General features: G+C 66.8%; 13 protein-coding genes. 5 read left to right on the top strand and 8 right to left on the bottom strand.

Features of this window, described 5'->3' with window-relative positions; all coding sequences use genetic code 11:
* Positions 1–293: integrase core domain-containing protein (locus OC184_RS14045; protein WP_265507811.1), on the top strand; the 293-nt coding region annotated here is incomplete at its 5' end.
* On the opposite strand, the gene OC184_RS14040 is transcribed toward OC184_RS14045, so the two are convergent.
* Positions 290–1,558, bottom strand: a complete 1,269-nt coding sequence (locus OC184_RS14040; protein WP_265507810.1) for a peptidoglycan-binding domain-containing protein — start codon at positions 1,556–1,558, stop codon at positions 290–292. The two genes, OC184_RS14045 and OC184_RS14040, sit on opposite strands and share 4 nt — an antisense overlap.
* 121 nt (positions 1,559–1,679) lie before the next feature.
* On the opposite strand from OC184_RS14040, the gene OC184_RS14035 reads away from it, so the two are divergent.
* From OC184_RS14035 to OC184_RS14020, 4 genes are all read left to right on the top strand, one after another.
* Positions 1,680–2,603: a glycine--tRNA ligase subunit alpha gene (locus OC184_RS14035; RefSeq protein ID WP_265507809.1), complete on the top strand. Its 924-nt coding sequence runs from the start codon at positions 1,680–1,682 to the stop codon at positions 2,601–2,603.
* The gene (locus OC184_RS14030; protein ID WP_265507808.1) at positions 2,600–3,067 is read left to right on the top strand and encodes a DUF6446 family protein; all 468 of its coding nucleotides are present in this window, start codon (positions 2,600–2,602) and stop codon (positions 3,065–3,067) included. The genes OC184_RS14035 and OC184_RS14030 overlap by 4 nt, the downstream gene beginning before the upstream one ends.
* A complete protein-coding gene (glyS, locus tag OC184_RS14025; RefSeq protein ID WP_265507807.1) occupies positions 3,067–5,325 on the top strand; it encodes a glycine--tRNA ligase subunit beta in 2,259 nt (752 codons plus the stop codon). The genes OC184_RS14030 and glyS overlap by 1 nt, the downstream gene beginning before the upstream one ends.
* Positions 5,326–5,728: 403 nt before the next feature.
* Complete coding sequence (locus OC184_RS14020) at positions 5,729–7,180, top strand: alkaline phosphatase D family protein (RefSeq protein ID WP_265507806.1); 1,452 nt, start codon at positions 5,729–5,731, stop codon at positions 7,178–7,180.
* Between the two features lie 44 nt (positions 7,181–7,224).
* Here the strand turns inward: OC184_RS14020 and OC184_RS14015 are convergent, their stop codons facing one another.
* Genes OC184_RS14015 through sdhC form a run of 7 tightly spaced genes read right to left on the bottom strand, consistent with a single transcriptional unit; the run spans position 7,225 to position 12,144 of the window.
* Positions 7,225–8,004 carry a succinate dehydrogenase iron-sulfur subunit gene (locus tag OC184_RS14015; RefSeq protein WP_265507805.1) on the bottom strand — a complete coding sequence of 260 codons (780 nt, stop codon included), beginning with the start codon at positions 8,002–8,004 and terminating at the stop codon, positions 7,225–7,227.
* Positions 8,005–8,016: 12 nt separating this feature from the next.
* Entirely contained in the window at positions 8,017–8,856 is an 840-nt protein-coding gene (locus OC184_RS14010; RefSeq protein ID WP_265507804.1) for a hypothetical protein, read from the bottom strand.
* On the bottom strand, positions 8,850–9,176 hold the full coding sequence (locus OC184_RS14005) for a hypothetical protein (protein ID WP_265507803.1): 327 nt from the start codon (positions 9,174–9,176) through the stop codon (positions 8,850–8,852). The genes OC184_RS14010 and OC184_RS14005 overlap by 7 nt, the downstream gene beginning before the upstream one ends.
* 1 nt (position 9,177) lies before the next feature.
* The gene (locus OC184_RS14000; RefSeq protein ID WP_265507802.1) at positions 9,178–9,543 is read right to left on the bottom strand and encodes a hypothetical protein; all 366 of its coding nucleotides are present in this window, start codon (positions 9,541–9,543) and stop codon (positions 9,178–9,180) included.
* Entirely contained in the window at positions 9,543–11,345 is a 1,803-nt protein-coding gene (gene sdhA, locus OC184_RS13995; RefSeq protein WP_265507801.1) for a succinate dehydrogenase flavoprotein subunit, read from the bottom strand. Before sdhA ends, OC184_RS14000 begins: the two co-directional genes overlap by 1 nt.
* A gap of 7 nt (positions 11,346–11,352) precedes the next feature.
* Positions 11,353–11,739, bottom strand: a complete 387-nt coding sequence (gene sdhD, locus OC184_RS13990) for a succinate dehydrogenase, hydrophobic membrane anchor protein (RefSeq protein ID WP_265507800.1) — start codon at positions 11,737–11,739, stop codon at positions 11,353–11,355.
* A gap of 12 nt (positions 11,740–11,751) precedes the next feature.
* Complete coding sequence (sdhC, locus tag OC184_RS13985) at positions 11,752–12,144, bottom strand: succinate dehydrogenase, cytochrome b556 subunit (RefSeq protein ID WP_265507799.1); 393 nt, start codon at positions 12,142–12,144, stop codon at positions 11,752–11,754.
* Positions 12,145–12,314: the final 170 nt, after the last annotated feature.

Below are 12,314 nucleotides of genomic sequence, written 5' to 3'. Positions count from 1 at the left end.
CTGTTTTCCCGACAAACGGGCAGGTCGAGCGGATGAACCGCACGATCAAGGACGCGACCGTCAAACGCTTCCACTACGATAGCCACGATCAGCTCCGCACCCATCTCGCGGACTTCATGCCAGCCTATAACTTCGCCCGCCGGCTCAAGACCCTCGCCAGCCATGGTCCTTGGACCGATGGCGGACCATGGCTGGCCCTCACGCCTTACGAATTCATCTGCAAGATCTGGACATCCCAGCCCGACAGATTCATCCTAAACCCGATCCACCAGATGCCGGGACTGAACACCTAGGGCATCGCCGGCGCGGGCGGCTCCGCCTCGTTCATGCCGGGGGCGTGACGGGATAGGCTGTCGCTCAACTCTGCCAGGATCTGCGCCTGGGTCGAGGGGTCAGAGGCCGGCCAGATCAGCACGAAGCCTTCGGCCCGGCCGTCACGGACCCAGCCTTCGGCGGCACCGATGTGGTTCTCGTTCTCGCCCGACAGGCTGACATGGCCGCGTTCGACGCGGCGCTCGGGCCGTGGCACCCAGCCAAGCGCGGTCACGAGCCCGGTTAGGTCCAGAAGCTCCTGCTGTCCTCCCGGCTGGCTGAAGAGAATCAGCGCCGCGCCGGACTCGTCCTGGGGGCCATAAATCGACAGCGCCCGTTCCGCCCGGTCGAAGGCCAGCGCCGACATCGGCGCGGTCACCGACAGGCCCGTCGCGTCGTCCTGCAGCGTCCGCAAACCCATCTCCTCGCGCCAGTCGGCGCGGCGCTGCATCAGCGCCCGCATGGCGGTGCCGGGGTCGGTCGAGGCGCGCGCGCCCACGATCTCGGCCTGGATGGCGGCGCGGGTCATCGGGCCGTCGGTGCCGTCGATCTCTCCTGGATAGTGGCCGGCCCACCGAAGCGCCCGCTGCACCTCCTCCAGCGGAGGAAGTGGCTGCGGCGCGTCGGGCGCTGGCAGCCGCGGCGCCTGCCCGGCCTCGACCACCTGGCCCAGATCGGCATCCGTGGTCAGCATCGCGTCATCCGGGATCATGTCGGCCCGCGCCAGGACGGGCAGCCAAGCCTGCCCCGCCGCCGGATCGACCGGCCCGAGCGTCAGCGCGAACCAGCCATCGGGCAGCTGCCACATCCCGGCGGCCGGAAAGATGCGGCGCAGGCGGGTCAGCGCCGCATCCGCCTCGGCTCGGTCGGCAAAGGCCTCCAGCCGCAGATAGGTTTCGGGTTCCGGCACAGGTTCGGTGGCCGCAGTTGCCGCGCCTTCAGCAACGGGCGTCAGCGCGGTTCCCTGGGGCGGCACGCTGACGAAGCTGTCTGCCGGCAACTGTCCCGCCGCCCGCAACTGCGACAGCCGGTCCTCCGCCTCGGCCCGGTCCAAAGGTCCCACTGCGATGCCGGTCCAGCCGCCGGGCAGCGATAGCAGGACCACGTCCTCCAGCCGCCCTGCCCATTCCAGCGCTGCCGCCTGCGCCGCAGCGGGATCGCGCTTGGCCTCGATGCGGATCACGGCGTCCTGCGCCCACCCGGCAGCGGGAAGCGCCGCCAGAACCATCACCGCCAACCGCCGCATCCGGACCCCCTTTGACCACCCGCGCGGGCCCCTGCCCGCGGACGGGCCTTTATTGACCCTGTTCCGTCGCGCGCCTAGAAGACGCCGACGCCTCGCCCGATCTATGCAAAAGGATGGCCCGATGACCAGCCCCAACCGCCCCCGCAGCTTTCAGGAGATCATCCTGCGCCTGCAGTCGTACTGGGCCGACAAGGGCTGTGCCGTCCTGCAACCCTACGACATGGAGGTGGGCGCGGGCACCTTTCATCCGGCGACGACGCTGCGCGCATTGGGCGGAAGATCATGGGCCGCGGCCTACGTGCAGCCCTCGCGCCGCCCGACCGACGGCCGCTATGGCGAGAACCCGAACCGCCTGCAGCACTATTACCAGTACCAGGTCATCATCAAACCGTCCCCGCCCGACCTGCAGGAGCTATACCTGGGCAGTCTGCGCGCCATTGGTCTTGACCCGATGGTCCACGACGTCCGCTTCGTCGAGGACGACTGGGAATCCCCCACGCTCGGCGCCTGGGGCCTTGGGTGGGAGGTTTGGTGTGACGGGATGGAGGTCAGCCAGTTCACCTATTTCCAGCAGGTCGGCGGCCATGACTGCCGCCCCGTCTCCGGGGAACTGACCTATGGCCTCGAACGACTGGCGATGTACGTCCTGGGGGTCGAGCATGTCATGGACATGCCCTTCAACGACCCGGACAGCCCCATCGCGCTGTCCTATGGCGACATCTTCCGCCAGACCGAACAGGAATATTCGCGCTGGAACTTCGATCAGGCCGACACGGAGATGCTTTTCCAGCACTTCAAGGACGCCGAGGCCGAATGCGCCCGCATCCTGGCTGCCGCCGAAAACGACAGCGCCGGCCGCCGCATCCCGATGGCCCATCCGGCCTATGACCAGGCCATCAAGGCCAGCCACCTTTTCAACCTGCTGGATGCGCGCGGCGTCATTAGCGTGACCGAGCGGCAGGCCTATATCGGCCGCGTTCGCGCCCTGGCAAAGGGCTGTGCCGATCTGTTCCTGACGACCGACGCCGCAGGGACCGCCGCATGAACTGGGGCAAGTTCGCCGCCGCCAGCCTTCTGCTGGCCGCCGTCGCGGCGGGCGGCGGCATGTGGTATGCGCAGGAATATGGTTACTACGACCGCATCGACCCGACCGGCGCAGCCATCAGCGTCACGACGCCAGCCGGTGAACAGCCGCTGACCCTGACCGATTTCGAAGGCATCGATGCCGACAGCTCCCCGCTGCGGTGGCGTGCCTGCGCACGCGCAGAGGTGCCCGCCGACGCACAGCCCTTCGATGGCGCGACCCCACTGATCGGTCCGCGCTGGTTCGACTGCTTTGATGCTGCAGAAATCGGCGCCGATCTGGAAAGCGGCGCCGCCCGCGCCGTGCTGTCGCAGGCCGAGATCCACCCGGATGTGGACCGCGTGCTGGCTGTCTATCCCGACGGCCGCGTCTTCGGCTGGCACCAATACAACGACAAGACCCCGGAACGCGGAGTGATGGACTGATGCCCGACCTGCTGATCGAACTCTTTTCCGAGGAGATTCCCGCCCGGATGCAGGCCCGCGCGCGCGACGACCTGAAGCGCCTGATCACCGACGGCCTGGTGGAGGCCGGCCTCACCTATGCCAGCGCCGGAGCCTTCAGCACGCCCCGCCGCCTGACCCTGACGGTCGAGGGGCTGACCGACCACAGCCCCACCACGCGCGAGGAACGCAAGGGCCCCCGCACCGATGCGCCGGAAAAGGCGCTGGAAGGGTTCCTGCGTTCCACCGGCCTGACACGCGAGCAGCTGGAGGCACGCGACGACAAGAAGGGCCAGGTCTGGTTCGCCACCATCACCCATCCCGGCCGCCCTGCCGCGGAAATCGTGGCCGAAGTGCTCGAGGCGACCATCCGCAACTTCCCCTGGCCCAAGTCGATGCGTTGGGGCGCAGGGAACCTGCGTTGGGTCCGGCCGCTGCACTCCATCCTCTGCATCCTCTCGGATGAGGCGGGCGCGCAGGTCGTGCCGCTGAACATCGACGGGATCGAAGCCGGCAACCGCACCCGCGGCCACCGTTTCATGGCCCCTGACGCCTTCGCCGTCACCGGCTTCGAAGATTATGCGACGAAGCTCCGCCGCGCCACGGTGATGCTGGACGCCGACGAACGCGCGTCCGAGATCCGCTCGCAGGCCGAGAACCTCGCCTTCGCCCGCGGCTGGCAGATCGTCCCCGACGAGGGCTTGCTGGCCGAGGTCGCGGGCCTTGTCGAATGGCCCGTCCCCCTGATGGGCGTAATCGAGGCCCGCTTCCTGTCCCTGCCCCCCGAGGTCCTGCAGACCTCGATGAAGGAACACCAGAAGTTCTTCTCGGCCCTGAACCCCTCCACCGGCCGGATCGAGGGCTTCGTCACCGTCGCCAATATCGAAACACTCGACGACGGCGCGACGATCCTGTCTGGCAATCAGCGCGTGCTGGCCGCCCGCCTGTCGGACGCGGCCTTCTTTTGGGAGAACGACCTGCGAGAGGCGAAGGCCGGCATGGCGACCTGGGCCGAGGGCCTGAAGTCGGTGACCTTCCACAACAAACTGGGCTCCCAAGCCGACCGCATCGACCGCATCGCTGCGCTGTCGCGCGAGATCGCCCCGCTGGTCGGCGCCGATCCCGACCAGGCCGAACGCGCCGCGCGCCTGGCGAAACTGGACCTCCGCTCGGCCATGGTCGGTGAGTTCCCCGAGCTGCAGGGCACGATGGGCCGCTACTATGCGCTGGAAGCGGGCGAACCCGCCGCCGTGGCCGATGCAGCGCGCGACCACTACAAGCCGCTTGGCCCTTCGGACGAAGTGCCGACCGCGCCGGTCTCGGTCGCCGTCGCGCTGGCAGACAAAATCGATACGCTGACCGGCTTCTGGGTGATTGGTGAGAAGCCGACAGGGTCCAAGGATCCATTTGCACTTCGGCGGGCGGCCTTGGGCGTGATCCGCTTGCTGCTAACGGGTTCGATCCGCGCAAAACTCACCAGCGTCATAGGTGATGGAACTCGGCGCCACTACTCCCAGGAACTGCACCGGTTCCTCAGGGAGGACCGCGAGGACAGTGAAGCTGCCGCCGCATGGTTGGGAGTCGAGCCGGAGATTCTCAGGACGCACCGAACAGAGCTACGCGCGTCGATGATGTTGCAACAGGAACGTGACAAGAAGTCCCGGGAACTGATCGAGTCGCTTCGACTGCAACGCAACGCACCCGTCACTGACGAGCAAACTCTCCTCTCCTTCCTCCACGACCGCCTCAAGGTCCACCTCCGCGAGCAGGGCATCCGGCATGACATCATCGACGCGGTGCTGGCGCAGGAGGGGAATGACGACCTTGTCCGTGTCGTTGCTCGCGCCACTGCGCTGAACGGGATGCTGGCGACCGAGGATGGGCGGAACCTCACGCAGGGCCTCAAGCGCGCCAGCAACATTCTGGCGCAGGCCGAGGAGAAGGACGGCGTCGAATACAGCTTCGGCGCCGACCCGAAATTCGCCGAGACGGATGAGGAGCGCGGCCTGTTCACCGCCCTCGACACCGCCGAGCCGAAGATCAAGGCCGCCATGGCCGCCGAGGACTATCCTGCCGCCATGACCGCCATCGCCGCCCTGCGCGCCCCCATCGACGCCTTCTTCGAGGCGGTGCAGGTGAACACCGACAACCAGATCGTCCGGCGCAACCGCCTGAACCTGCTTTCGCGCATCCGCGAGGCAGGCCGGCAGATTGCCGACTTCGGCAGCATCGAGGGCTGACACCGGCCGGCGGACCGCCCACCCGGCGGTCTGCTTTCCCCGCTGCGCTGAGCGAAGGCCTGCAAGACCCCCGGCTGGCCGGCGTTGAGGCGGCAGGACAAGTCGAACCCCTCGCCATGGCTAACGACGCCAAGTGACCGTATCCGGCGAAGGCCAGAAGGCTGCCAACCACCGCTCCGCCGGCGATGTTCGCCATCGACATGCCGGCGCAGATGGCGTGCCTGTTGAAATCTCTCCTTGCTTCTGCAGACCAGCGCCCAAGCAACTCGGAAGACGGTACCTTTCTTCGATGGATGGCACCACGCGGGGTGTTCAACTGCCTTCGCGCCTGCGCGCCACCCCCCTTGCAGCAATCATCGCTTTGCAGATTGCAAGAGGCACGCGGCCTGCATAGTTGGTGCAGATGCCAGTTCACCATGCGAATATCATCGGCCCGGTCCTGCTGCTCGACGACATTGCGGGCGGCCGGCTTCACCTGTCGGCGCTGTTCGTCGGAACAAAGGAAGAAACACCGCCCCCGATCTATCTTTCGCGGCAGGAGGTTGCCGCCAAGCGGATCGCCTGCCAAGGCGCCACCACGGTCTGGCGGATGCGGTTCGATGTACCTTCCGACCGCACATCGACCTATCGCTGGAACGACCAGGACTTCGACATCGCAGGCGACACAACCGGCGATTTGCGCCTGGCCTATGTCTCTTGCAACGGCGAAGAGATCGGCGACATGGAACGCGAGGGCTCCGAGCGCAACGCCATGTGGGCTCGCCTGCGGGACGAGCACCGGCACCGCCCCTTCGCGCTGATGCTGCACGGTGGCGATCAGGTCTATGCCGACGAGGTGACGCAGGGCCACACCCTGAGCGAGGACTGGCCCGACGGCATTCCCGACGCGCCGTCGGCCGAGGCGCTGGCCGATCTGCGCGACCATCTGCGGGACAGGTTCTTTGCGCGCTACAGGGCGCTCTATGCCGCGCCCGAGCTGGCTTGGCTGGCCGCCCGGGTGCCGTCGCTGATGCAATGGGACGACCACGACATCTGTGATGGCTGGGGCTCGCTGCCGCGTTCCAGGACCGAATCAGCCGTCGGGCAAACGCTCTTCGCGGTCGCTCGGGAATGCTTCCTGATCTTCCAGCACGGCGCGACCGAAGGGGACCTGCCAGCCCGCTTTTTCGACAGCGGAGGTGCCCATCTGGGCTGGGGCATCCGCGCCGCCAGTTTGCGCATCCTGGCGCCAGATCTGCGGTCCGAACGGAGCCGCAAGCGCATCATGGGCCCTGGCAGTTGGTCGCAGATGGAGACCGAGACGCAGGCCGCTTTCCAGGGGCACACCATGCTGATGTCCAGCGTACCGCTTCTGGGACCGCGGATGTCGCTGCTGGAAGGATTGATGCGGATCATCCCGCGGATGCAGAAATACGAGGACGACCTGCGCGACCAGTGGCAGAGCCGAGCGCACCGAGAGGAATGGCGCCGGATGCTGGCAACCGCCCGCGACATGCTGCAACAGGACGGCCACAACCTGACGGCGCTGTCCGGAGAGATCCATCTGGCCACCCGTGCCGTCATGGATGCGGGACGCGGGCAGCAGCTGCACCAGCTTGTCGCGTCGGGGATCGCCCATCGCGCGCCGCCCAAGGGATGGGCGCGCTTTCTGGGGGCGCTGGCGTGGCTGGGGGAAAACCCGCTGCCGGGCCATCCGATCCGCATTCAGCCGCTGCCGGGCCAGCGGACCCGCTACAGCGCCGAACGGAATTTCCTCGTGCTGGACCGATCCGGCGGAGATTGGGCGGCCACCTGGCATCTGGAGGAAAGCGGGCCGACAGCGCCCCTGCCTTTGGATGGCCGGCCTGATCGCTGAGGCGTGAGAAGAAACCGCCCCTGAGCGGGGCGGTTCAAACCAGTTCAGCCGGCCCGTTCGACCATCATGTGCTTGATGGAGGCGATCGCCTTTGCTGGGTTCAGCCCCTTCGGGCAGGTGTTGGTGCAGTTCATGATCGTGTGGCAGCGATAGAGCTTGAAGGGATCCTCAAGCCCGTCCAGACGCTCTCCGGTCGCCTCGTCGCGACTGTCGATGATCCAGCGATAGGCGTGCAGCAGCGCGGCCGGTCCCAGATAGCGGTCGCCGTTCCACCAGTAGGACGGGCACGCCGTCGAGCAGGAGGCGCAGAGGATGCACTCGTAGAGCCCGTCCAGCTTCTTGCGGTCTTCGATGGACTGCTTCCACTCCTTGCCCGGCGTTGGCGACTTCGTCTGCAGATAGGGATTGACCGAGGCGTGCTGAGCGTAGAAATGCGTCAGGTCGGGGATCAGGTCCTTGACCACCGGCATGTGCGGCAGAGGATAGATGGCGATGTCGCCCTTCACCTCGTCGATGCCGAAGATGCAGGCCAGCCGGTTGCCGCCGTCGATGACCATGGCGCAGGACCCGCAGATCCCCTCGCGGCAGGACCGGCGGAAGGACAGCGTCGGGTCGATCTCGTTCTTGATCTTGATCAGTGCGTCCAGAACCATTGGCCCGCACTTGTCGAGGTCGATGAAATAAGTGTCCAGCCGCGGGTTTTCGCCGGTCTCGGGCTCCCACCGATAGATGGTAAACTTCTTGACGTTGGTTGCGCCCTCGGGCTTGGGCCAGGTCTTGCCGACCCGGATCTGGCTGTTCTTGGGCAGGGTGAACTGGACCATTGGGTGCTCCTTTCAGAGAGTGCCTTCGGACGGCGCGTCGGCCGTAAACAGGTACTGGGCGCGGGCGACAAGGTCAGCGACCCGGTCACGCGCATGAGGGTTGAGCGCCAAGCCGTTCAGCTGGCGGAGAAATTCGGTCGAGCCGCCGTTCAGACGCTCCATCGCGGCGCCGTCCAGCGGGGCCAACGCGTCAATGCGTGCGGCAGGGATGCCGGCGTGGAGCAGAAGCTGCCGCCCCGGCCTGCCCAGGTCCGTCTCGTCTTCCAGCCGCAGCCGCGTCACGACGTCGGACCCCAACGCAGCGCGCAGGCGGTCGACGAGGTCTTCCCACTCCGGCAGGCCGGCCGTTCGGTCCATGAATGTCTGAAACGTGTCGGCATATCCGTCGGTCCGCACCGCCTGCGCCCAGACCGACGGCCGCCACGACAGCATCTGCCTTGTATAAAGGACGACCTCTCCGGAAAATCCATAGGCCTGCGCGCATTTGCGCAGGATCTTCACGATCCGTGGAAGGGCGGGATAAAGCCGCGTCTCCCCGCCATTGCCGGGCATCGCGCCTGCCAGGTTCTCGTGGCTGAGGATAACGGTCTGCGGCCCGTCGGGCACGGTGTCCAGCACATCCTCGAAGGCGACGCGCAGGGCCTGCCTGTGGTCCTTGTCATCCGACAGGCTTGCCGCAATGGCGGCCCGGCCAAGCGGACGCATCGGCGTGCCCTCTTCGGGCGTGCGGACGATCACCTGGTCGGACAGCTCTGCCGCCCGCAGCTTCAGGAATCGCTGGAGCGAGGTTGTGCCGGTCTTCTGCACACCGACATGCAGGATCAGCCTGCGGCCTGGCAAGGCTGTCACCACGTGCCGGTCCGCCAGCCGGGCTGGTCGTCCAGCGGACGCGTCGGCGCCTGGCCAGATCGCGCCACGACGCATCGGGCAAAGACGTCGGACGGGTCGCGACGCATCAGATAGTCGCCGCTGACCTCAAGCTCGACCCGTCCGAAACCTTGGCTTCCGCCTGACCCTCCGCCGACCCCCAGGACCGCGTGGCCCCGAGGGCGTTCGGCCAGTCGGGCGTCGCGCAGACAGCTCCGCTCGGCCTGGCCCACCGGGACCGGGCCGCAAGCCGACAGCGCCGCGGCAAGCGGCAGAAGGACCAGCAGAGATGCCCGCGCGATCATATCAGGCCGTGCGCGCCGCGGCGGCGATGCACTGCGTCGTCGCCGGCCTCGAGACAATGGCCGCCACGCTGTCGGCAGCCCCCGAGGCACCGGCGCGCGACATCTGGGCGATGTCGATCAGCTCGGCCGTGGTGGCGTTGGCAAGGACGCAATCGGTATAGGGCGCCACGTTTGCGCCCGGCAGGCGCGACTGCATCTGCGTGTTGATCACGTTGCGGGCCACCTGACGCGAGGCCGCGTCCAGAACGGTCGGCGTCGTGACCACGGGCGCGGCCGGAACGGCGGGGCCGGCCACGGGAACCGGGGCGACGCAGCCCGCCAGGGTGGCGGCGGAAAGGCCGAAAGCGGCGATGAGGTTGAAGCGCATCAGTAAACCCTTTTCTTCGGAGCGATCTTGTTCAGGTCGATCCCGCCTTCCCCTGCCGTCGTCAGCGGCTCGAGGTGGACGGGGCGGTAGGCCAGTTTAACCTTGTTGCCCTCGACCCAGGCAAGCGAATGCTTGCGCCAGTTGGCGTCATCCCGCTCAGGATAATCCTCGTGCGCATGGGCGCCGCGGCTTTCCTTGCGGGCCTCGGCCGCGACGATCGTCGTCAGGGCGTTGGGCATCAGGTTCGTCAGCTCCAACGTCTCCATCAGGTCGGTGTTCCAGATCATGCCGCGATCGGTCACCTTGATGTCGTCCATCTTGCCGGCGACCGCCTCCATCTTCTCGACACCCTCGGCCAGCGTCTTGTCGGTGCGGAAGACGGCGGCGTCGGCCTGCATCGTGCGCTGCATCTGGTTGCGGAGCTCGGCCGTGGATATGGCGCCCTTGGCATGGCGCAGCCCGTCGAAGCGGTCCAGCGCCCGGTCCACCTCGGCCTGGTTGGTCGATGGCACCGCGCCCGCCCGGTCGACGACCGCACCGGCCCGGATCGCCGCCGCCCGGCCGAAGACCACAAGGTCGATCAGAGAGTTCGACCCGAGACGGTTCGCCCCGTGGACCGAGGCGCAGCCGGCCTCGCCCACGGCCATCAGGCCGGGGAAGATGGCGTCGGGATCATCCTCGGTCGGCGCCAGAACCTCACCCCAGTAGTTCGTGGGAATGCCGCCCATGTTGTAGTGCACCGTCGGCAAGACGGGGATCGGCGCGCGGGTCACGTCAACGCCCGCAAAGATCTTGGCGCTTTCGCTGATGCCCGGCAGGCGCTCGTGCAGCGTTTCCGGCGGCAAGTGCATCAGGTTCAGGAAGATGTGGTCCTTGTCCGCGCCAACGCCGCGGCCTTCGCGGATCTCCATGGTCATGCAGCGGCTGACGACGTCGCGGCTGGCCAGATCCTTATAGGTCGGCGCATAACGCTCCATGAAGCGCTCACCCTCGGAGTTGGTCAGATAGCCGCCCTCGCCGCGCGCGCCTTCGGTGATCAGGCAGCCCGAGCCGTAGATGCCGGTCGGGTGGAACTGCACGAACTCCATGTCCTGCAGCGGCAGGCCGGCCCGCGCCACCATCCCGCCGCCGTCGCCGGTGCAGGTATGGGCGCTGGTTGCGCTGAAATAGGCGCGGCCGTAGCCGCCGGTCGCCAGCACCACCATCTTGGCGTTGAAGACGTGCATCGTACCGTCGTCCAGCTTCCAGCAGACGACGCCGGTGCAGCGGCCATCGGTGATGATCAGGTCCAGCGCGAAATATTCGATGAAGAACTCGGCATTGTTCTTCAGCGACTGGCCATAAAGGGTGTGCAGGATGGCGTGGCCCGTGCGGTCGGCCGCGGCGCAGGTGCGCTGCACCGGGGGGCCTTCACCGAATTCCGTCGTGTGGCCACCGAAGGGACGCTGATAGATGCGGCCGTCCTCGGTCCGGCTGAAGGGCACGCCGTAATGTTCCAGCTCATAGACTGCCTTGGGCGCCTCGCGCGCCAAATACTCCATGGCGTCGGTGTCGCCCAGCCAGTCCGACCCCTTCACGGTGTCGTACATGTGCCACTGCCAGTTGTCCGGACCCATGTTCGACAGCGACGCAGCGATGCCGCCCTGCGCGGCCACGGTATGCGACCGCGTCGGAAAGACCTTGGTCACGCAGGCCGTGCGCAACCCTTGTTCGGCCATGCCGAGCGTGGCGCGCAGGCCGGCGCCACCGGCACCCACGACGACGACGTCATAATCATGAACTTCGGTTTGATATGCAGCCATGTCGTCCTCAGATCGCGATGATGGTGAAGGCCATCTTGGCCAGCGCGAAGACCGCGGCGGCGATGACGGCCCACCCAAAGATGGTGGCGGCGATGACCGCCAGCTTGTTGGCCTCGCCGTGGACATAGTCGTCCAGCATGATCCGCGTACCCTTGATGAAATGGATCATCCCGACGATGACGAACAGAGCGGTGATGATGCCTGGCACGGGACGGCCGAAATGGGCGACGACGCCTTCCTGCGGCAGTCCGATCGCCTGGCCTACGGCAATCAGGAACAGCGGCGTCAGGATGACCATCGCATAGCTGCTGACCGTCAGGTGCCAGTGATGGGCCGTGCCCGAACGCGACGATCCCAGGCCGGTGGCCGCCTTGCGGGGGGTGATATAGCGCATGATGCCCTCGCTTCAGCCGATGAAGAAGATGATCAGGCTCAGCAGCGTCAGCGCGACCGAACCGATGATGATGATCCACGAGTTCCGCTTGGCGTTCTCGATTTCCAGCCCCATGCCGGCATCGTAGAACAGGTGGCGGATACCTGACAGCGCGTGGAACCACAGCGCCCAGGCCGACCCCGTCAGGATGATGAAGCCCAGCCATGACCGGACGATCCAGTCGGCCGCGGCGAAGGCCTGCGGGCTGGAGACGGCGGCGACCAGCCACCAGACCAGCAGCACGATCCCCGCGACAAGCGCGTGCCCCGTGATCCGCGTCATGATCGAGGCGACCGCAGGGATCGGCAGGCGGTAAACCTGAAGGTGGGGGGAAAGCGGCCGGTTACCCCGGTTCACATCGGCCATGTGCGGCCCTCCTTTATCGGTTCAAACAGTCCCGTCGAAGGCGTCCCTGGCATGCCTGGGCTGGCCCGTCGGGCTGGCGATTGGTGCCGTTATTGGCAACAGTTGTGCCACCTGTCATCCGCAGATGCCACCCCACGCGCGGAAATGCTGCGGAAATTCAGCTTTGTGAT

Origin of the sequence: Paracoccus rhizosphaerae, from assembly GCF_026162645.1 — a bacterium.
In the GTDB taxonomy this organism is placed as follows: Bacteria; Pseudomonadota; Alphaproteobacteria; order Rhodobacterales; family Rhodobacteraceae; genus Paracoccus; species Paracoccus rhizosphaerae.
Note: the sequence above shows the minus strand (reverse complement) of the source record. Positions and strands in the feature narration are given on the sequence as shown.

Excerpts from the sequence above, each read along its gene's own strand:
- OC184_RS14040 (WP_265507810.1), bottom strand. The coding sequence starts at position 1,558 with ATGCGGCGGTTGGCGGTGATGGTTCTGGCGGCGCTTCCCGCTGCCGGG.
- OC184_RS14035 (WP_265507809.1), top strand. The coding sequence starts at position 1,680 with ATGACCAGCCCCAACCGCCCCCGCAGCTTTCAGGAGATCATCCTGCGC.
- OC184_RS14030 (WP_265507808.1), top strand. The coding sequence starts at position 2,600 with ATGAACTGGGGCAAGTTCGCCGCCGCCAGCCTTCTGCTGGCCGCCGTC.
- glyS (WP_265507807.1), top strand. The coding sequence starts at position 3,067 with ATGCCCGACCTGCTGATCGAACTCTTTTCCGAGGAGATTCCCGCCCGG.
- OC184_RS14020 (WP_265507806.1), top strand. The coding sequence starts at position 5,729 with ATGCCAGTTCACCATGCGAATATCATCGGCCCGGTCCTGCTGCTCGAC.
- OC184_RS14015 (WP_265507805.1), bottom strand. The coding sequence starts at position 8,004 with ATGGTCCAGTTCACCCTGCCCAAGAACAGCCAGATCCGGGTCGGCAAG.
- OC184_RS14005 (WP_265507803.1), bottom strand. The coding sequence starts at position 9,176 with ATGATCGCGCGGGCATCTCTGCTGGTCCTTCTGCCGCTTGCCGCGGCG.
- OC184_RS14000 (WP_265507802.1), bottom strand. The coding sequence starts at position 9,543 with ATGCGCTTCAACCTCATCGCCGCTTTCGGCCTTTCCGCCGCCACCCTG.
- sdhA (WP_265507801.1), bottom strand. The coding sequence starts at position 11,345 with ATGGCTGCATATCAAACCGAAGTTCATGATTATGACGTCGTCGTCGTG.
- sdhD (WP_265507800.1), bottom strand. The coding sequence starts at position 11,739 with ATGCGCTATATCACCCCCCGCAAGGCGGCCACCGGCCTGGGATCGTCG.
- sdhC (WP_265507799.1), bottom strand. The coding sequence starts at position 12,144 with ATGGCCGATGTGAACCGGGGTAACCGGCCGCTTTCCCCCCACCTTCAG.